23 protein-coding genes, 1 tRNA gene and 1 pseudogene are annotated in these 18,460 nt (G+C 58.1%); 7 read left to right on the top strand and 18 right to left on the bottom strand.

The window, feature by feature from the left end:
• Nucleotides 1–8 precede the first annotated feature (8 nt).
• On the top strand, nt 9–734 hold the full coding sequence (locus B9N88_RS05210; protein WP_027603645.1) for an amidotransferase: 726 nt from the start codon (nt 9–11) through the stop codon (nt 732–734).
• On the opposite strand, the gene B9N88_RS05215 is transcribed toward B9N88_RS05210, so the two are convergent.
• The 3 genes from B9N88_RS05215 to B9N88_RS05225 all read right to left on the bottom strand — a co-directional run bounded on the left by B9N88_RS05215 (nt 731) and on the right by B9N88_RS05225 (nt 3,470).
• Complete coding sequence (locus B9N88_RS05215; protein WP_027603646.1) at nt 731–1,702, bottom strand: magnesium and cobalt transport protein CorA; 972 nt, start codon at nt 1,700–1,702, stop codon at nt 731–733. The two genes, B9N88_RS05210 and B9N88_RS05215, sit on opposite strands and share 4 nt — an antisense overlap.
• Nucleotides 1,703–1,842: 140 nt before the next feature.
• Entirely contained in the window at nt 1,843–2,565 is a 723-nt protein-coding gene (locus tag B9N88_RS05220) for a lysophospholipid acyltransferase family protein (protein WP_027603647.1), read from the bottom strand.
• Nucleotides 2,566–2,777: 212 nt separating this feature from the next.
• Nucleotides 2,778–3,470: a crotonase/enoyl-CoA hydratase family protein gene (locus tag B9N88_RS05225; protein WP_027603648.1), complete on the bottom strand. Its 693-nt coding sequence runs from the start codon at nt 3,468–3,470 to the stop codon at nt 2,778–2,780.
• A gap of 336 nt (nt 3,471–3,806) precedes the next feature.
• Between B9N88_RS05225 and B9N88_RS05230 the strand changes: the two genes are divergently transcribed.
• Together B9N88_RS05230 and B9N88_RS32850 are read left to right on the top strand one after the other, a co-directional pair.
• Nucleotides 3,807–3,896, top strand: a tRNA-Ser gene (locus tag B9N88_RS05230).
• Between the two features lie 220 nt (nt 3,897–4,116).
• Nucleotides 4,117–4,329 (top strand): hypothetical protein, encoded by a 213-nt coding sequence (locus B9N88_RS32850; RefSeq protein WP_081744368.1) that lies wholly within the window; start codon nt 4,117–4,119, stop codon nt 4,327–4,329.
• Nucleotides 4,330–4,452: 123 nt separating this feature from the next.
• Here the strand turns inward: B9N88_RS32850 and B9N88_RS05240 are convergent, their stop codons facing one another.
• Nucleotides 4,453–5,061, bottom strand: a complete 609-nt coding sequence (locus B9N88_RS05240) for a hypothetical protein (protein WP_027603649.1) — start codon at nt 5,059–5,061, stop codon at nt 4,453–4,455.
• 337 nt (nt 5,062–5,398) lie between these two features.
• Here B9N88_RS05240 and B9N88_RS05245 point away from each other — a divergent pair, with 337 nt between their 5' ends.
• Nucleotides 5,399–5,764, top strand: a complete 366-nt coding sequence (locus tag B9N88_RS05245; RefSeq protein ID WP_081744369.1) for a hypothetical protein — start codon at nt 5,399–5,401, stop codon at nt 5,762–5,764.
• 313 nt (nt 5,765–6,077) lie between these two features.
• On the opposite strand, the gene B9N88_RS32855 is transcribed toward B9N88_RS05245, so the two are convergent.
• The 8 genes and pseudogenes from B9N88_RS32855 to B9N88_RS05285 form a co-directional block, all read right to left on the bottom strand.
• Nucleotides 6,078–6,275, bottom strand: coding sequence for a short-chain dehydrogenase (locus tag B9N88_RS32855; protein ID WP_081744370.1), 198 nt, complete (start codon nt 6,273–6,275; stop codon nt 6,078–6,080).
• Between the two features lie 390 nt (nt 6,276–6,665).
• A complete protein-coding gene (locus B9N88_RS05255) occupies nt 6,666–7,706 on the bottom strand; it encodes a DMT family transporter (protein ID WP_027603650.1) in 1,041 nt (346 codons plus the stop codon).
• Nucleotides 7,707–7,783: 77 nt separating this feature from the next.
• A complete protein-coding gene (locus B9N88_RS05260; RefSeq protein ID WP_027603651.1) occupies nt 7,784–8,137 on the bottom strand; it encodes a gamma-glutamylcyclotransferase family protein in 354 nt (117 codons plus the stop codon).
• Between the two features lie 17 nt (nt 8,138–8,154).
• Entirely contained in the window at nt 8,155–8,814 is a 660-nt protein-coding gene (locus B9N88_RS05265) for a M24 family metallopeptidase (RefSeq protein ID WP_027603652.1), read from the bottom strand.
• 70 nt (nt 8,815–8,884) lie between these two features.
• On the bottom strand, nt 8,885–9,463 hold the full coding sequence (locus tag B9N88_RS05270; protein WP_027603653.1) for a DUF4337 domain-containing protein: 579 nt from the start codon (nt 9,461–9,463) through the stop codon (nt 8,885–8,887).
• A 56-nt stretch (nt 9,464–9,519) separates the two neighbouring features.
• On the bottom strand, nt 9,520–9,885 hold the full coding sequence (locus tag B9N88_RS05275; protein WP_027603654.1) for a DUF2784 domain-containing protein: 366 nt from the start codon (nt 9,883–9,885) through the stop codon (nt 9,520–9,522).
• A gap of 49 nt (nt 9,886–9,934) precedes the next feature.
• Complete coding sequence (locus B9N88_RS05280; RefSeq protein ID WP_027603655.1) at nt 9,935–10,261, bottom strand: helix-turn-helix domain-containing protein; 327 nt, start codon at nt 10,259–10,261, stop codon at nt 9,935–9,937.
• A pseudogene (locus B9N88_RS05285) lies at nt 10,245–10,496 on the bottom strand (type II toxin-antitoxin system RelE/ParE family toxin); the annotation flags it as partial. The pseudogene B9N88_RS05285 and the gene B9N88_RS05280, both read right to left, overlap by 17 nt.
• 259 nt (nt 10,497–10,755) lie before the next feature.
• Here B9N88_RS05285 and B9N88_RS05290 point away from each other — a divergent pair.
• A complete protein-coding gene (locus B9N88_RS05290; protein ID WP_027603656.1) occupies nt 10,756–11,445 on the top strand; it encodes an HAD-IA family hydrolase in 690 nt (229 codons plus the stop codon).
• Nucleotides 11,446–11,493: 48 nt separating this feature from the next.
• Here B9N88_RS05290 and B9N88_RS05295 read toward each other — a convergent pair whose 3' ends face one another.
• A complete protein-coding gene (locus B9N88_RS05295; RefSeq protein ID WP_027603657.1) occupies nt 11,494–12,240 on the bottom strand; it encodes a 3-oxoacyl-ACP reductase family protein in 747 nt (248 codons plus the stop codon).
• A 126-nt stretch (nt 12,241–12,366) separates the two neighbouring features.
• Here B9N88_RS05295 and B9N88_RS05300 point away from each other — a divergent pair, with 126 nt between their 5' ends.
• On the top strand, nt 12,367–13,290 hold the full coding sequence (locus B9N88_RS05300; RefSeq protein WP_027603658.1) for a LysR family transcriptional regulator: 924 nt from the start codon (nt 12,367–12,369) through the stop codon (nt 13,288–13,290).
• Between the two features lie 13 nt (nt 13,291–13,303).
• Here B9N88_RS05300 and B9N88_RS05305 read toward each other — a convergent pair whose 3' ends face one another.
• The 3 genes from B9N88_RS05305 to B9N88_RS05315 all read right to left on the bottom strand — a co-directional run bounded on the left by B9N88_RS05305 (nt 13,304) and on the right by B9N88_RS05315 (nt 16,779).
• Entirely contained in the window at nt 13,304–14,032 is a 729-nt protein-coding gene (locus B9N88_RS05305) for an aspartate/glutamate racemase family protein (RefSeq protein WP_027603659.1), read from the bottom strand.
• A gap of 13 nt (nt 14,033–14,045) precedes the next feature.
• Nucleotides 14,046–15,575, bottom strand: a complete 1,530-nt coding sequence (locus tag B9N88_RS05310) for an NCS1 family nucleobase:cation symporter-1 (protein WP_027603660.1) — start codon at nt 15,573–15,575, stop codon at nt 14,046–14,048.
• 469 nt (nt 15,576–16,044) lie between these two features.
• Nucleotides 16,045–16,779, bottom strand: coding sequence for a phosphoadenylyl-sulfate reductase (locus B9N88_RS05315; RefSeq protein ID WP_027603661.1), 735 nt, complete (start codon nt 16,777–16,779; stop codon nt 16,045–16,047).
• A 151-nt stretch (nt 16,780–16,930) separates the two neighbouring features.
• Here B9N88_RS05315 and thrH point away from each other — a divergent pair, with 151 nt between their 5' ends.
• A complete protein-coding gene (gene thrH, locus B9N88_RS05320) occupies nt 16,931–17,548 on the top strand; it encodes a bifunctional phosphoserine phosphatase/homoserine phosphotransferase ThrH (RefSeq protein WP_027603662.1) in 618 nt (205 codons plus the stop codon).
• A 50-nt stretch (nt 17,549–17,598) separates the two neighbouring features.
• Here the strand turns inward: thrH and B9N88_RS05325 are convergent, their stop codons facing one another.
• Nucleotides 17,599–17,955: a helix-turn-helix domain-containing protein gene (locus B9N88_RS05325; RefSeq protein ID WP_027603663.1), complete on the bottom strand. Its 357-nt coding sequence runs from the start codon at nt 17,953–17,955 to the stop codon at nt 17,599–17,601.
• Nucleotides 17,955–18,257, bottom strand: a complete 303-nt coding sequence (locus B9N88_RS05330) for a type II toxin-antitoxin system HigB family toxin (protein ID WP_027603664.1) — start codon at nt 18,255–18,257, stop codon at nt 17,955–17,957. The genes B9N88_RS05325 and B9N88_RS05330 overlap by 1 nt, the downstream gene beginning before the upstream one ends.
• Between the last annotated feature and the right edge of the window lie 203 nt (nt 18,258–18,460).

Genomic DNA, 18,460 nt, shown 5'->3' on the forward strand with positions numbered 1-18,460 from the left:
TATTTTTTATGTCGCTACGCGTCTGTATCCTGGAAACCGATATCCTGCGTCCAGGCTTGATCGATCAATACCAAGGCTACGGGCAGATGTTCAAGCGCCTGTTCTCCAAGCAGCCGATTGCCGCCGAATTCGTTGTGTACAACGTGGTGCAGGGCGAATACCCGTCGGACGACGAAGTGTTCGACGCCTACCTGGTGACCGGCAGCAAGGCCGATTCCTTCGGCACCGACCCCTGGATCCAGACCCTCAAGACCTACCTGCTCGAACGCTATGAGCGCGGCGACAAGTTGCTGGGCATCTGCTTCGGCCATCAATTGCTCGCGCTGCTGCTGGGCGGCAAGGCCGAGCGCGCGGGGCAGGGCTGGGGCATGGGCATTCACGATTACAAACTGGATACCAAGGCGCCGTGGATGAGCCCTGAAGTGCCAGAGTTGACGCTATTGATCAGCCACCAGGACCAGGTCACCACCTTGCCGGACAATGCCACGGTCATCGCCTCCAGCGAGTTTTGCCCGTTCGCCGCCTATCACATCGGCGACCAGGTGCTGTGCTTCCAGGGGCACCCGGAATTTATCCATGATTATTCCCGCGAGTTGCTGGAGATTCTTCAGACGACCCTGGGTGAAAAAGTCTACACAAACGGCGTGGCCAGCCTGGCGCGCGACCACCACGGCGTGACCGTGGCGGAATGGATGATGCGCTTCGTGGCGCACAAGCCTGAGGCCCGGGTTTAAAGCCAGCCCGAGCGCTTGAAACTGGCCCACAAGCCCGTGCAACCGAACGCAATAAACCCGAGCACAGCAAAATAGCCGTAGTGCCATTGCAGCTCGGGCATGTTCTGGAAGTTCATCCCATAAATCCCCGCCACCGCGGTGGGGAACGCCAGGATCGCCGCCCACGCGGCAAACTTGCGCTGCACCACGCTCTGACGCGAGGCCTCAAGCAACACACCGATCTCGATGGTCTGGCTGGCGATATCGCGCAGGGTGGTGAGGTCTTCCATCTGCCGCGTGACGTGGATCTGCACGTCACGGAAATACGGGCGCATGTTCTTGTCGATAAACGGGAAGCTCAGCTTCTGCAGTTCCTGGCTGATCTCTACCATCGGCGCCACATAGCGCTTGAGTCGCAGCACGTCGCGGCGCAGGCCATGGATCTTCTGGATATCGCGCTCGCTCAGCGAGCTGCACAGCACGTTGTGCTCCAGTTCATCGATCTCGGCGTGGATCGCCTCGCTGACCGGCTGGTAGTTCTCGGTGACAAAATCCAGCAGGGCGTAGAGTACGAAATCTTCCCCATGCTCCAGCAATAACGGCCGCGCCTCACAGCGTTGCCGAACAAAGCCGTAGGACGCCGAATGGCCGTTACGCGCGGTGATGATGTAGCCGTTGCCGGCGAAGATATGGGTCTCGATAAACTCCAGCTTGCCGTTCTCGCGCACCGGTGAATAGGTGACGATAAACAGTGCGTCGCCGAAGGTTTCCAGCTTGGGGCGGCTGTGTTTTTCCAGGGCATCTTCGATGGCCAGTTCATGCAGGTTGAACTGGCGTTGCAGGTTGGCCAACTCCTGGGCGTTGGGCTCTTCCAGGCCGATCCACACAAAATGCCCGGGTTTGGCGGCCCAGGCCGCGCCTTCGTCGAGGGTGATATCCGTGACTTTCTTTCCGGCGCTGTACACGGCGGCCGCAACAACTCTACCCATGGTGCTGATCACTTCTTATTAGGAGGACAGGTGTTGGGCAGCTTAGCTTGAATGACGTTCCGTTGCGGCGTCTGCAGGTGCTCGCTTTTTGTGACGAGCAAGCTTGTTTGCGTGGGGGGGCCGGGCCCCCCGGAAGGTGTTCAGGCAGGTTGCACTTCGCGATCCATCGCTGCAATGCACTCATCCATCTGCGCCTGACAGGTCTGCATCAACTGCGGGATGTCATCCGAAGTCAGGCCCACAGTAGGAATCGGCGGCAACGAGCGTATGAGCACATCACCGCTGTTCCAGCGATTGAGCTTCATATGGGTGACGTAATTGCTGACACACACCGGCACGATGGGCACGCCAGCGGCGATGGCCATATGAAACGCGCCTTTCTTGAACGGCAACAAGCCTTTGCCCAGATTGCGCGTGCCCTCCGGAAACACCCAGATCGAGGTGTCCTGATGCTGCAACGTATGAGTGGTGGTGAGCATCGCGCGACGTGCCTTGTGCGCATTGCCGCGGTCGATCAGCACATTGCCCGCCAGCCAGAACAACTGGCCGAACAGCGGTACCCATTTCAGGCTCTTTTTGGCGATACACACGGTGCGATGGGGCACCACGGTGCCCAGCACAAACAGGTCATAGTTGGACTGGTGGTTGGCGATGATCACACACGTACCAGGCTTGTTGCGCAGGGAGTCGACATCGGTCTTCACCTTCAGGCGCAGGATCCACATTGCCGGCAGCGCATACAGGCGCGCACACAAGCGACTGTTGTCCGGGTTGAATGGCCGGCAGGCCCCGAGCAGCACGCCCAGTACACCGGCCACCATAAAGTGCAGGCCCATCAATAACATGCGTAACAGAAAAAGCATCGACACGGCCCATCGGGATAAAAGGTGGCGCAGTGTACGGATGTGCACTGAATTCGGCAATTACCCGTAAAGAGGTAGGAGATGGGCGATGTTTAAGCACATGTTTCAACATGTGCCGATATAGGCAGGCTAGAGCGGCTAAAGATGTTTCGGATTCATTTGTACGAAAAAGCCCGACGCAAGGTCGGGCTCTGATGTTTCGGTTGTAGGGCTTAACTCAGGATATGGCCCTGATCCTGGATGATTGCCTCATCCAACGCCTCCAGCAGCGCCTTACGCACCTTCAGCTTGGTGTGCTTATGGGCATTCATATTCAGCTTCTTCAACTGACGTGCCGCTTCCAGCGCCGCCGCCTGCAGCTCTTCAGGTGCCACCACCTTGTCGAGGAAGCCGGCCTGCAACGCGCCTTGCGGGTCAAACATCTCGGCATTGATCACCGAGCGATGAAACGCCGACTTACGCAGACGGTCCCGCGCCAGCTCGATACCGGCGTGGTGCATGGTCATGCCGATCGCAACCTCATTCAGGCCAATGCTGAACGGGCCTTCCACCCCGATCCGATAATCTGCCGACAACAACAGGAAAGCACCCTTGGCCACCGCATGCCCAGGGCACGCCACAATCACCGGAAACGGGTGGGACAAAAGGCGACGTGCCAATGTCGAGCCCGACGTCACCAGGCCGATGGCTTCTTTGGGGCCGGCTGTCATCACCTTCAAGTCATACCCACCCGACAGGATCCCCGGCGTGCCGGTGATGATCACCACCGCCCGATCTTTCTCGGCCTGGTCCAGCGCTGCATTGAACGCACTGACCACATCCGGAGAAATGGCATTCACCTTGCCGTTGCTCAGGGTCAGGGTCGCGATACCGTCTTCGAGGTGGTAAGCAATCAACTCACTCATGACGCGGTTCCTTGTAGGATTTGTTATAGAGAGGCTGTTTATAAAGGCGCATGCGCAGACGTTACCCACCACGCCCGCCCCGGTAAAGCGCCGTGACTGACTGCCCAGTCAGACTTTCCCCGCAGGGAGAACGCCGGAAGGCCTGGAGCAGGGCGCAACACTGGCCCCAGACACAGGACGCCCATGCCCAAGAATGGCAGAATCACCACCCCTAGCCGGGCACATCCCGGCATACCCATCTAACCGCATGAAAATTCTGAAAAAAACCTTTGCCATCAGAAAGGCTTTCGACTACATTAGCGCGCCTCGACAGACTGAACTGGTTTGACGAGATACGGTGAAGTGTCCGAGTGGCTTAAGGAGCACGCCTGGAAAGTGTGTATACAAGAAATTGTATCGAGAGTTCGAATCTCTCCTTCACCGCCACATTTTGAAAACGCGAACCCCTGATTTTCCTAGAGAAAGTCGGGGGTTTGTGGTTTTTTGCGTCCGAAAAATGCCCTCATGGGACCGCCATGGGACTGGCGCCCTGTTCTGGTGTGAAAATTAGCGGAAGAAGTATGATGGGCTCAAAAGCCAACACTTGGACCAGAAAACTGTTCTAGCCCGCGTGAATTAGGATTTCCGCAACTCTCATCAAGGACGACTGCCAGATAACTCAGGTTGCAATATCGCTGCAGCAGACGCTTTGACGTTGCTCCTGCACATTCAGCATGCCTTGGGTGCGGCGATTGAAGAGACCACTAAGTGGCTTCCAGAGAATGGCGTAGTGAGTGCTGCAGATAACGCAATCATGGCCACGGCAACTCTGGACACAAATGCAAAAGCGATTACCGACGCGATAATATGCCTGCGGTAGGCCTAGGGAATATCACCTCGCAGGCAGCAATCGGCCAATAACTGACACTCCGTTTGTCTACAAATCCAGAGCGCTTCACTGCGTAGCCGATGAAACGAATACTTTTTAAAAACTGCTAATTTTTCACGTCTGTTGATTAAAAGATCGCTTAAAACTCTGATTGATTGACATACTAAATATGGCTCGGTCAACTGTGAAATCTAATGTGTCGGATACGGCGATTAGTGACCTTAATTCTTCAGGGAAGTCTTCGATGCTAGCGCATGCCGTTGGAATCAAATATCGAAAGTAGTCTCCAATTCCCGCGTCGCCCTCATAACCAATCGGATTGTCTTCGCTGGACACGTAATCTTCTAGCGCGTGATAAACATAGAAGCCTTTTATTGATGGAATTGAATACTCCGTGAGCTCTTGATAAAAGTTCGAACTCTCTAAGACTATGCGTTCCATTTCGCCGCGCGACGAGGGTTTGAGCTCCCTGCGAAACCTATATATATCTAAAAGAGTTTGACCTTCCTTGTTTTTTGGATAACTTTGAAACTCACGCGACTCTTCCCACATAAACTCATTTATACTGTCGAGTTTTTTCTCTAGCTCTGGAATAGCCAACAAGCTCGAAGGGATAGGGCCGAAACAGTTATTCACCATTACAGCTATACGCCCATGTCGATCCATGGCGAACCACGTGAAGATAGTCCCAAAACTTGGCTGCCAATCTTTATCTAACGGCATTACTTCACCTCTGGTAAAACGTGTATATCGCCTGAGATTATTATCGCCAGTGCTGGATTGGCCCTGTTACAGAAACTTTACTGATCCAGGATCCTACCCTGTGAACTATTACCAGCACTAGATATTTACTGACGGGATGGGGCAGTGTGGCATAGGCCTCTGGGTCAATTCGACGTCAGTTTCAACAGGCTCGTGCCTAACGTCCACTTTTTCCTGCTTTTGCACGGTATGATCAACGTCAGCTTGCGGCCAAAAGCAGGCTGTGGACAGGTAGCTGTTGATGTCTCTACGCTGGACGATCTAGTGACAGCACAGCGGTAAAAAAGGAGTAGTCACGTTGGAAGTTGCCATTGATCGAGATAGCGTTCATGCAGGAGATGATCTGGGAAGCCATGCGACGTCGATCACACTCGATCCATCAGCAACGCTGCGCGCCTTAATCGAAGTGATACAAGATGCCGGCTACTTACCGGGTATCAATGGAGGCAAGGCTACTTGGATTATTTGGTCGTCTGACAAACCAATAGGTGTTTTAGCGCAGCAATGGCCAGCACCTAAATTGACCGTGCCGCCCGACAGCACCGTTGATCAGTATTTCGGAAATACCGAACCTCGCCTTCTGTTCAGATATTGGTGTCAGGCAGATCCAGATGAGGTCTTTTCGAATATCAAGACCGGAAATGAGCTACCTTCACGATTTTAGGATTGGCGGTGGACATTTCTGTCGATCAATGCGGTTCAGATGACTGCTATGGGTCGATAGCTGGCTTTCAAAAATTCATCTGGACGCATTACGAATAACGCCGCTTATGTAAAAAGGGTCCCCACACTTTGACCTGGTGCGGGGGCCTTTTTTCGGGCTCCGGAAACCAATCCCCCCTAGAGTGGCCTACCGGCACTCTGGTTTTACAAGGAAAAGCGGAAAGATTTATTTGATTTTTAAACAAAACCCCTGATTTCGAAAGAAACCAGGGTTTTGTAATTTTCGGATTCTGAAAAAGTCTGTGAGGATTAAATCACGCGCCCGCCACATCCATCCGTCGCCCTATGACATCCAGCAAATCGCATCCGTCTCGTAGAGGGATTGAGCAGAGCAATGCAAAATCGCTCAGAACAACGGCATCGCAGCTGATTTCACTGTGTAGTACGAGGTTCTCCAGGACTTGGGTGACGGCGTGAAGTCGATATGTCGCGGCATCGAGCAGTATCTGCAGAGGCGCGGTGGTGTCGACAAAAAGAGCAGGAGTGGCGCTTCTGAGGGCTTTGTAGGAAGTTGCTCAAATCTATTGCTGCTGTGCAATACATCGCTTACCAAACTTAAAATAGCTTACTGATTTTTAAGATTTAATATTTCATCCTAAAGTCTTGAGCCTTGCATAAGCAATTTCAGGCGACCGCATTCCTGTGGCGAGCGGGCTTGCCCCGCGTTGGGCTGCGCAGCAGCCCCAAAACCAGGCGCAGAGGAGTGCCTGATAGACCTCATTCGTCTTCATCAGGGGCGCTTCGCACCCCAACGCGGGCGGTGCGACGCTTCGACAAGCCCGCTCGCCACAAAGGTCCCCGTTTGCTGCGCGACAGCGCTACGTCGGGTAGTGGGGGCTCCCTCAATGCCGATGCCGATGATGCACATCCGGAAAATGCGCATGGCTGTGCCTCAGCGGACTGTGCACATGCACATGGCTATGGGGTTCCGCCGGATCCCACGCAAACCCGTGCTCATGCTGATGGTGTTCATCATGCACATGCCGATGCCCGTGTTCCGTCGCGTCATGCTGATGTTCATGGGCATGCCGCTCCGTCAGGTGCAGCCAAACCCCCACGGCCATCAGCGCTGAGGCAATCCAGAACGCCAGCGTCACTGACTCACCCAACAACAGCAGCGCAATCGCGGCCCCCAGGAACGGCGCAGTCGAAAAATACGCCCCCGTGCGTGCACTGCCCAGTCCGCGCAACGCCAGCACGAACATCACCAGGCTGATGCCATAGCCCAGAAAACCCACCAGCAAGATAGGCGCCAGCTGCGCCATGCCCGGGATCCGCGCCCCGAGATAAAGCGCCAACCCGCCATTCACCAGCCCCGCGATCAACCCCTTGGCCCCGGCGATAAACAGCGCGTCCGACGCAGACACTTTGCGCGTCAGGTTGTTATCGATCCCCCAGCACAGGCACGCCACGGCAACCGCCAGCGGCCCCGTCCAGTCATGGCTGGTGCCACCGCCGTCGGCCCCTGACAACACCACGCCGCCCAGCACGATGGCGATCATCCCCAGGACGATGCGACGGTCGGCGTTTTCCCTGAACACGACCCAGGCGATAACGGCGGTCAGTACCGATTCCAGGTTGAGCATCAGGGAGGCGGTGGCGCCGGCGGTGCGGGTCAGGCCGAACATCAACGCGACTGGCCCGAGGATGCCGCCGAATGCGATGGCGCCGAGCAGCCAGGGCCATTCCGAAGGGGTTAGCCCGGAGGGTTTCCAGCCGCGATCACGAATCACGCGCACACCAGCGAGGCCGACGCCACTGCCAAGATAGAGCAGGCCGGCGAGCAGCACGGGCGAGAGGCCCAGGCCGAGGTGTTTGGCGAGCGGGGTGCTGGCGCCGAACAGGGCGGCGGCGGCGAGTGCGTAGAAGATACTGAGGTTCATGGGCCATTCTCGAAAGGTTGGCCCATGATACGTCGCGGGCTCAGGTTAAAGCTTGGGCGATTTGGGCAACGTCATCTTCAGGCTTGCACATACACCCACGCCGTCAGCCCGGACGCCAACGTCACAGCCATGCGCTTGTAGTCCGCCACTTCATACGCATCCGCCGCCGCCAGTTCCTGCTCGGAAATCTGAAACACCATCCCCTCAATACGCGCCCCCGCCTCGGTGGTAGGTTGCACAATCGGGTGATGGGTCTTGCCACTGCTGGCCAGTACCTGCGGGTCGGTGATTTCTACCCAGCTTTGTGCGTAGCCCAGCATTGCATCGTGTCGGCCTGCCAGTTCCCGCCCGAAGTTGGCCAGTTGCACGGTTTTGTCCTGCAATGTGCCGTAGGAAAACAACAGCACAGAGTGTTCAGTGGAGCGTTCCATTTCTGTTCCTTTAACGGTCAGGCGAGTAAGTCTTCATAGAAGGCGCCGTAGGGCTTGGTCGGGTGGGCGATCTGGATTTCCAGGATCCACAGCCCTGCATTCGGGTAGTGCTCGAAGTCACCCAGGTCGCCGCCACGATGGATGGCGTGGGGGAAGTCGCTGACGCGATGGCCCTTGATGTCCAGGTTCAGTTGCCAGCCCATGGCCTGGGCTTGTTGTTCGGCGTAGCGGTAAAGCTCCAGGCCGACGACCTGGTCGTTTTTCCAGCGCGCTTGCACGCGGTCGAACAGCGTTTTGGCGGCGTGGGCGCAGGCAATCATGTCCGCGTCGTTGCCGGTGGCGAAGGTCGCGCCGGCATCGCCTTCGTGGCCTTGCCACACGGCGCCCATGTCGATGAAGAAGATGTCGTTGTCGCCCAGCACCGGGTCGCCATCGGAGCGCTGCTTGAAGGTCTTGAGGGTGTTGGCGCCGAAGCGCACCAGCAGCGGGTGCCAGATGCGTTGCATGTCGAGCTCGGCAAGCACGTGCTTGCCCAATTCGCGCGCTTCGGATTCCAGCATGCCGGGGCGGATGCGCTGGGCGAGGTGGTCGATGGCTTGCCAGGTCATGGCCTGGGCATAGCGCATGGATTCAATGCTGTAGGCGGCGCCCACGGCTTCTTTGGGTTGTGCGGACACCGGTCTCTCCTTGGGTAGCGTTATGCTATTTACTATATAGCGATGAGTGCAACGCGCCCAAGTAAAATTGCTAGATATGCAGCCAGGCCAGGCTACCTAGCACCACCGCCACACCCGCCGCCGCATAGGACATGCGCTTCAACCATTCCCTTCTCGTCAACAATGTAATCGCCGCCAGCGAAATCGCGATCTGAATCGCGGTCATCGCCTGGGCCCAGCGATGATGCTGGTGCAGGGCCTGCTCGGATTTTTCATCCCATTCCTTTGAGGTCGCTTCCAGTTTTTCCGCTTGCTTGCGTACCTCTTCCTTCTGGCTTTTGTAGCGCTCGATCTCATCCTTGTAATGGGCGGCATCCACGCCGGGAATATGGGTCGCGAGTTCCGCCAGGTTCTGTCGGCTGGACTTGGCCTGGTAGTAGTTCCATTGGTTGGCGGCGTCGGTCTTGATGATGGCTGCGTTGTTCTTGTCCATCGCCGCCTCACTCTCGGTGGAGCCGGCCTGGTAGCTGAGCATGGCGCCGAGGGTGGCCATCAGCGCGGTCATGACGGCGATGCGGCTGGCGAAACTGTCACCACGGGCGTGGGCATGTTCGGTGGTGTGTTCGAGGTGTTTTTCGTGGGGGCTGGGGACTTCGAAGGCTTCGGACATGGGGGCGCGCCGGTGAAGGGACTGAGGGAGTCTGATTCTTCACCAGAGAAGCTGTCTCAAGCCTGTACGTAACGCCTGATCAAGCGCACATACACCGCGATATTGATCGCCAGCACCAACCCGCCCAGGCCCAGTTGGATCTGTGGCGTCAGCCCGGCCGGGTAGATCAGCGTGAGGATGTAATGCTCGATAAACCCACCGCCATAACCGTCCTGCCCGGCGAGGTGGCGAAACAGGTTTTCCCAGCGGGTCAGCGGGCAGGGCAGGTGGAACACTTCGACCGCCACGCCCCACGCAGCGGCGGGCAGGTGCAGCCAGATAACCGGGCGCCATTTCAGGGCCAGCAGCCCACCAAACAGTACGAACAGGATGAAACACAGGTGGAACAGCACGAGGCTGTCTGCGGCTAGACGATAGAGCATAGGGTTTCGCTTTTAAGTGGCTGGAAGGCGCGGACTGTCCCGGTTGACCTTATAGCTCGAGCTGAGCGGCGTTAATGCCAAATGCCTTGGCAATCTTTTCCCGCGTCGTCCGTCGAGGTTTGTTCACCGCCTCTTGCTGGGCAAATGCGGATTGGGAAATCCCCAGGCGTAGGGCGACTTCTTCCTGGGTCAGGTTCAGGTGTTCGCGCCAGGCTCGGATCGGAGTGGCTCCATCTACCAGGCGGCTGACGACCGCGTGGGGGATGAGGTTTGGATCGTTCTGCCGGGCCAGATAGTGTTCATAAGGGATCACCACGAACGCTGGCTTGCCCTCCGTATTGTGGATGATCTGTATGGCAGTAGGTTCGCTCGTCACGTTTCTTGACCTCTTGAATGCTGACTACCTGGATATTGCCGTCCCAGTCGAAAAGGACTCGGTAACTCCCGACCCTTAATCGGTAACCGCAGGGGTGGTTGACCAACGCCTTGACGTTGACTGCGTCGGGCATGCGTTCAAGTACGAAGACGGCATCACGCACTTGTTGCTGATGATACGAATGCAATCGAAGCAATTGCTTGACGGCTTTTCGGGTCCAGTGGATTGAGTTCATCAGAAGTTAATAAGTCTTTTATAAGGTTTGCAAGGGGTATTTTTCAGAGGAGAGCTATCGGCCGAACGCTCTGTTCCTACAAACCCTAGACGGCCGCATGGCACGCGAGCGGGTAAAACTGTTGCGCGGTATGAATCACTGATCGCACACAGATTGCAGGCGTGTGCCGACTCAATACCTGGCCGCGAAGGTTGCTTGCAGGCAACCCAGGCCGTTATTGTGCTGAATCCATTTAGTCCTTCCTCCAGGGTTTGTAGTGATGAATGCACCGCGTACCGCAGTCGGTCCGATCAAGGCCGTGATTTTCGATATGGACGGGTTATTGCTGGATACGGAAGGCATCTACACCGAAGTCACGCAGATCATCGCTGAACGCTACGGACGAACCTACGACTGGGGCATCAAGCAGCACATCATCGGGCGCGGCGCCCAGGATTTGGCCGACTATGTGGTCAAGGCGCTGGACCTGCCGATTACCCCGGCTGAATTCCTCGAAATTCGCGAGCCGCTGATGAGCGAGCGCTTTCCCAAGGCCTTGGGCATGCCCGGCGCGGAGGCGCTGGTGCGGCACTTGAAGGCGCACAACATACCGATTGGCGTGGGCACCAGTTCGTCGCGCAATTCGTTTGGCTACAAGACTACCCTGCACCGCGAGTGGTTTGGTTTGTTCGACACCATCGTCACCGCTGACGACCCGGAAGTCGGCGCCGCCAAGCCTGCGCCGGACATCTTCCTTACTGCTGCGCGCCGCCTGGGCGTTGCGCCCGAGGATTGCCTGGTGTTCGAAGACTCGCCGTTTGGTGTGACGGCGGCGAAGGCCGCCCATATGACCGCCATCGCCGTGCCCGATGAGGCCATGGCCGACAGCAAGTACCAGCATGCCGACCAGATCATCCGCAAGCTTGCGGATTTCGACCTGGCGGCCTATGGCCTGCCGCCCATCTCCTGAACCAACAAGGTCAACCTGTGGGAGGGGGCAAGCCGCTCCCACATTGGCTTAAGCGCTGAAGCCACCATCGATAGTCAGGCTGGCACCGGTGATATACCCCGCTTCCGGCCCGGCCAGATACGCCACGAAACTGGCAATCTCTTCCACATGCCCGTAACGTCCCACCGCCATCAACCCGATCAGGCTCTCGGCAAAATCACTGTTTGCCGGGTTCATATCGGTGTCCACCGGTCCAGGCTGCACGTTATTGATCGTGATGCCACGCGGCCCAAGATCCCGCGCCAGGCCCTTGGTCAAACCGACCAGCGCCGCCTTGCTCATTGCGTACGGGCCACCACCGCCAAACGGCATGCGTTCGGCATTGGTGCTGCCGATGTTGATCACCCGGCCACCTTCACCCATATGCCTGGCGGCTTCCTGGGTGGCGATAAACACGCTGCGTACGTTGATCGCCAGGGTCTGGTCGAAGTCTTCCAGCTTGAAGTCTTCCAGCGGTGCGATGGCCAGCACGCCGGCGTTATTCACCAGGATGTCCAGGCGGCCGAAGGCTTCCACGGTGGCGTTGACCGCGTTGCGGATCGCAGTGGCATCGGCGCTGTCGGCGTGAATCGCCAGGGCTTTGCCGCCTTCGCTGATTACGCTGTGCTGCAGGGCTTCAGCCTTGGCGGCCGAGCTGACGTAGGTAAAGGCAACGGCGGCACCCTGGGCGGCCAGGCGCTTGACGATGGCGGCGCCGATGCCGCGGGAACCGCCTTGGATCAAGGCGACTTTGCCGCTGAGGTTGTGTGTGGTCATGTCGATCTCCTGGTCATTCAAGGCGCAATGCCCTGTTGTTGGAGCCGAGTATCGACCTCGCTCGCCGCTGCCGGTAGACCGTGATTGCTATAGTCTGTGTAAACCAAAAGTTTAGAGTGGGGCGTTATGGAAAGCTTTGGCAGTATCGAATGCTTCGTGCGCAGCGCTGAAGGTGGCAGCTTTGCCGAGGCCGCCCGGCACCTGAGCCTGACCCCGGCGGCGGTCGGCAAAAGCGTCGCCAAGCTCGAAGCGCGCCTCGGCGTGCGGCTGTTCCAGCGCAGCACCCGGCGCCTGGCCCTGACCGAAGCCGGCAAGTTGTTCCTGGCCGAAGTCAGTGGCAGCCTCACCACCATCCAGAATGCCGTGGCTAACCTGGCCAGCGCCGAAGGCCGGCCGGTGGGCACGCTCAAGGTCAGCATGGGCACGGTGTTTGGCAATCGCTACGTGGTGCCGTTGCTGGGGGCGTTCATGGCGCGCTTTCCGGATATCAGCCCGGACTGGCATTTCGATAACCGCCAGGTGGACCTGATCGGCCAGGGCTTCGATGCCGCTATAGGTGGCGGTTTTGAGCTGCCCCAAGGGGTGGTGGCGCGCAAGCTGGCGCCGGCGCATCGGGTGCTGGTGGCCTCGCCGGGTTACCTGGCGCAGCGCCCGCCGGTGCGCGAGCCCGAAGACTTGTCGCGCTGCAAGGGCATTCTGATCCGCTCGCCGCAAACCGGGCGTATCCGGTCCTGGCAGTTGACCAGTGTCGAACGTGAACACCGCCCGCTGGTGCTCAAGCCCGGCATGACCATGAGCGACTCCGAAGCCGCCTGCTGTGCCAGCGCCCAGGGCCTGGGGATTGCGCTGGTGAGCATGCCCATGGCCGTGCCGTTCCTCGACAGTGGCGCGGTGGTGCGCGTGTTGCCCGGCTGGTGTGTCGACGACGGCAATATTTCCATCTACTACGCCGAGCACAAACTGCTGCCCGGCAAGACCCGGGCGTTTGTGGATTTCATCATCGAGCAGTTTGCCGAGAAGAAGCTGGGCCAGAGGTTCAGCGCAATCTGAAAGCAGGTGCCGGTCAGCGGCCGAACCGAGTCGGCCAGCCAATCACCTGCTTCGGGCGTGGCGTCGCGTAAGTGCGGATCTTCGACGTCGACAACCCCAGCCGCACCAGGGATTCGGCAATGGTCACCGCCGCCGTCACCCCATCCACCACCGGCACCCCGGTGCGCTGGCGAATCTGCTCATCCAGCCCGGCCATGCCGCCGCAACCCAGGCAGATCACTTCGGCCTTGTCCTCGCGGATGGCCAGCTCCGCCTGGCGCACGATGGCTTCCATGGCGGCCAGCGGGTCTTCTTCCAGTTCCAGCACTGCCATGCCGCTGGCGCGCACCGAGGCGCAGCGCTGGTACAGGCCGGCGAGTTTCAGGCGGTCTTCGATCAGCGGCACGGTGCGGTCCAGGGTGGTCACCACGGAGTAGGCGTGGCCCAGGAACATTGCGGTGCTGGCTGCTGCTTCGGTGATGTCCACCACCGGCACATTCAGCAATTCCTGCAAGCCTTCCCGGCCGTGCTCGCCGTAGCCGGCCTGGATCACCGCATCGAACGGTTGGTCGTAGGCCATCACCCGGTCCATCACGGCGATGGCGGCCAGGTAGCTTTCAAAGTTGCCCTCCACCGACTCCGCGCCGAAGTAGGGCGTGAGCCCGACAATCTCGGTGCCCGGCGAGGCCACGGACCGCGCCTGCTGAGCGATGGTTTCAGTGATGGATTCGGTGGTGTTGACGTTGACCACAAGGATACGCATGGAATGTCCTTACTCAGTGACTGACGTTATCGACGGCAATGCTTTCGCCGCTGACATCGGCGTAGAACGGCTGGCGCTTGGCGATCAGCAGGTACAGCAACCCTGCAATACCGGCGCCAAACAACCAGGAAAACGGTGAGACGCTGGCAAATCCGGGCAACAGCGCCAGCAGGATGGCGATCACGGCTGCAGGAATAAACGCCGCCACGGCACGCATATTCACCCCACGGCTGTAGTAATAAACGCCATTCGGGTTTTCGCTATACAGCTGCGGCACGTCCACCTGGCTTTTACGAATCAGCCAGTAATCGACCATGATCACCCCGTACAGCGGCCCCAGCAGCGCGCCCAGGCCGGAGAGGAAATACACGATCACCAACGGGCTGTTGTAGAGGTTCCATGGCAGGATCAGTACGGCCACGGTGGCGCTGATCAAGCCGGCGCGGCGGAAGTTCAGGTACTTGGGCGCCAGGTTGCTCAGCACAAAGGCCGGCGCGACGAAGTTGGCCATGATGTTCACCGCCACGGTGACGATCAGGAACGCCAGGCAGCCCAGCACGAGAAAGAAGGTATTGGGGATGGCTGCAATGATTTCAGTCGGGCTTTCGATCACTCGGCCATTGAGTTGGAATTGCCCGCCGCACAGCAGCACAGTGATGGCGGCAAACACCAGGATATTCACCGGCAGGCCCCAGAAGTTGCCGACGAGGATGGTCTTGCGGCACGGCGAAGAGCGCGCGAAGTCGCAGAAGTTGAGGATCAGCGTGCCATAGATCGCCAGCCACAACGCGCCACCGGCAAAGATATTGCGCCACATCTCGCCGCCGCTCAGCGGTTCGCGGATCGACCAGGCAATGTTGCCGCCGGCCTGGAAGTACATCCAACCGGCCAGCGCCGCCACCGTCAGCAGAATCACCGGTCCGGCGAAGCCTTCATAGCGGCGCACCATCTCCATGCCATAAGCCAGGATCACCAGTTGCACGAACCAGATCGCCACGAAACAGGCCCAACCCAGAGTCGATAATCCCAGGATCGAGTTGTGGTCATAGTCGGCAAAGCCCGGATGAATCGCCGTCAGCAGTACGCGGAACACCACCGACGCCAGGTACGTCTGTATACCAAACCAGGCAATCGCGATCACGGCGCGGATCAACGCCGGGATCTGCGCACCGTGAATGCCGAAGCTGATGCGGCTGATCACCGGAAACGGCACGCCGGTCTTCTGGCCCATATACCCCGACAGGTTCATGAAGAAGTACACCAGCGCCGCGCCGATGCCCAGGGACAACAGGATCTGCCAGCCGCCCAGGCCCAGCGCGTAGAGACCGATGGCGAACGAATAGTTGGCGATGTTGTGCACGTCATTGGTCCACAGCGCGAAGATGCTGTAGCGCCCCCAGCGTCGGCCTTCGATCTTGGTGGGCGCCAGGTCCTTGTTGTGCAGGCGCGGGCTGAGCACCAGGGGGCCGGGGCTCGCGGCGTCCGGGTTCAGGGCGGAGGAGGGCAGATCCAGTGCGATGTTGTTCGAGAGGCTTGTACGCATTCCGGCAGGCTCCAGCACATCTGCCGGGGCGCTGCAGATGGCAAAGTGTATGTAGGTTTTGTATTTATTGTATACAAAGCGTATTTCACCTTAAGCCACATGCGTGCCAGCTTTGGATCTATGAAAGTTCTGGGTAATTTCGTTTTTATAGGTTAGTTAAATAACTGGCTGAATTTGAAGAAATATAAATTGACCGATTGAACAGCTATTTATTTTTGCGCTGTCAGCCTGTGATTCGCCAGGTCAATCGACGGGAGGGGAGAGGTGTTACGTTATGGTGCGGCTGAAGAGAAATTGCACACATAAATGGCACCGATGGTTACATCTATGTGTACATCTCTAACATTCAGCACAAGACAAAATGTGGGAGGGGGCTTGCCCCCGATTGCAGTGTGTCAGCAACTATTGAACTGGCTGACCCACCGCTATCGGGGGCAAGCCCCCTCCCACATTTTTTACAGCATCAACTTCAAGCCTTGCTGATGATATTCCCGGCATGCAGCCCGCATTCCTTCTGCGTGGCTTCCTCCCACCACCAGCGCCCTTCGCGCTCGTGCTGGTTCGGCAGCACAGGCCGGGTGCACGGCTCACAGCCGATGCTGATAAAGCCGCGCTCATGCAGGCTGTTGTATGGCAGCTCCAGCATGCGGATGTAACCCCATATCTCCTCGCTGGTCATCTGCGCCAGCGGGTTGAACTTGTACAGGGTACGTTCCGGGGTGGAGAAGGCCGTGTCGATTTCCAGCGCCGCCACCTGGCTGCGGGTACCTGGGCTCTGGTCGCGGCGTTGGCCGGTGGCCCAGGCGCTGACGCCGGAAAGCTTGCGGCGCAGCGGCTCGATCTTGCGCACGCCGCAGCATTCACCATGGCCGTCCTTGTAGAAGCTGAACAGGCCTTTCTCCTTGACGAAGGGTTCCAGCTTGCTCTGGTCCGGCGAGATCAGTTCAATGTCGATCTTGTAGAAGTCGCGCACCTGTTCGATAAACCGGTAGGTCTCCGGGTGCAGGCGACCGGTGTCGAGGCTGAACACCTTGACGTTCTTGTTCAGCTTCCAGGCCATGTCCACCAGCACCACATCCTCGGCGCCGCTGAAGGAAATCCACAGGTCATCACCGAACTGGCTGAACGCCAGCTTGAGAATGTCCTGGGCAGACTTGTTGGCATAAGTCGTGGCGAGTTCAACGACGTCGAAGGCTTGGTTCATCAGGACGGTTCCTACAGGTCAATGGCGCTGAGCGCTCTATAGGGGAGCGATGGTATCAAAATCCGCCCTGCGTTGCGGCGGCGGGCTTGAATCGCTAGAGTTCGGCAGTCCTTTTGCTCGCTCAACTAACAACATCTAATGGGAGTGTCTTGTGGAAATTGCCTGTCTCGACCTGGAAGGGGTGCTGGTGCCGGAAATCTGGATCGCCTTCGCCGAAAAAACCGGCATTGAATCCCTGCGGGCCACCACCCGGGACATTCCCGACTACGACGTGCTGATGAAGCAGCGCCTGCGCATCCTCGACGAACACGGGCTCAAGCTCGCCGACATCCAGGAAGTGATCGCCACCCTCAAGCCGCTGGACGGTGCCATCGAGTTCGTCAACTGGCTGCGCGAGCGCTTCCAAGTGGTGATCCTGTCCGACACCTTCTACGAATTCTCCCAGCCGCTGATGCGCCAGCTGGGCTTCCCGACCTTGTTGTGCCACCGTCTCATCACCGACGAAAACGACCGCGTGGTCAGCTACCAACTGCGCCAGAAAGACCCCAAGCGCCAGTCGGTATTGGCGTTCAAGACCCTCTACTACCGCGTGATCGCCGCGGGCGACTCCTACAACGACACCACCATGTTGGGCGAGGCCGACCGTGGGATTCTGTTCCATGCGCCGGAGAACGTGATCCGCGAGTTCCCGCAATTCCCGGCGGTGCATACGTTTGAAGATTTGAAGAAGGAATTCATCAAGGCTTCGAATCGGCCGTTGAGCCTTTAATTTTTTCGGCCGGGCTGATGGGGCGGGTAAAGCCACTGCCTATGTTCCTGTCAGCCCTCTGCAAGCAACCGCTCATAAGGAATACTCAAGCCTTCATGCAGCCGCTTGATCATCGACAGGCTCAGCTTGCGCTTGTGGTTCAACACCTCTGACACCCGTCCGCTGGTGCCGATAAATGGCTCCAGGTCGCGGGCAGTCATGCCCAGTTGCTCCATGCGAAATTTAATGGCTTCCACCGGATCAGAGGGTGGCATTGGGTAATGTTCGGCTTCGTACTTCTCAATGAGTACTGCAAGAATTTCCAGCTCATCGCCTTCAGTCGAGCCGATGTCCGCTCCCCAGAGCTGCTGCACCCGCGCGAGTGCCGCAGTGAGGTCTTCCTGGGAGTGTATGGGTTTGATGTTCATTACACGGTCTCCGCGTTGACCTGGTCGTACTGCGCATGAGTCCCTACGAACCGTATGAACCCAAGCTGTCGCTGGTAATCGATCGCCATGATCACTCGATATTTGTTGCCGCCCACGTTGAATACAACCCTGCCACCTTTGAGAATGCTCGCGGTCCTGAGCGCTGCCTTGAGTGCTTGTGGCGTCGGGTAAATGGCCTTTTCCATATGGCGATACAGTTCAATAAGCGGTGCCTTTGCATCGATATAGGCGGGTTGGCTTTCCCAGAATATTCGTAAGGTCGATAGGGCGATTATCCGCATCGCTGCAACCTCCCAATTTGGGAGATGATAGGCGCGGTTGAGAGGGGGCGCAATCTCGGAAATATTTCCTGACGGGTAGGCAGTCGCTTCATGTGATCCTTCACAGACGGCGGGTGGACGGTTGAAGCCGGACGCTATTTTCCGACGTTCGACTACGTCTACTGCGGTTCTGATTCAGGTTTTTTCTACTGCCCGGCGCTGCG

This window comes from Pseudomonas sp. LAMO17WK12:I1 (genome assembly GCF_900177315.1).
Classification (GTDB): domain Bacteria; phylum Pseudomonadota; class Gammaproteobacteria; order Pseudomonadales; family Pseudomonadaceae; genus Aquipseudomonas; species Aquipseudomonas marginalis.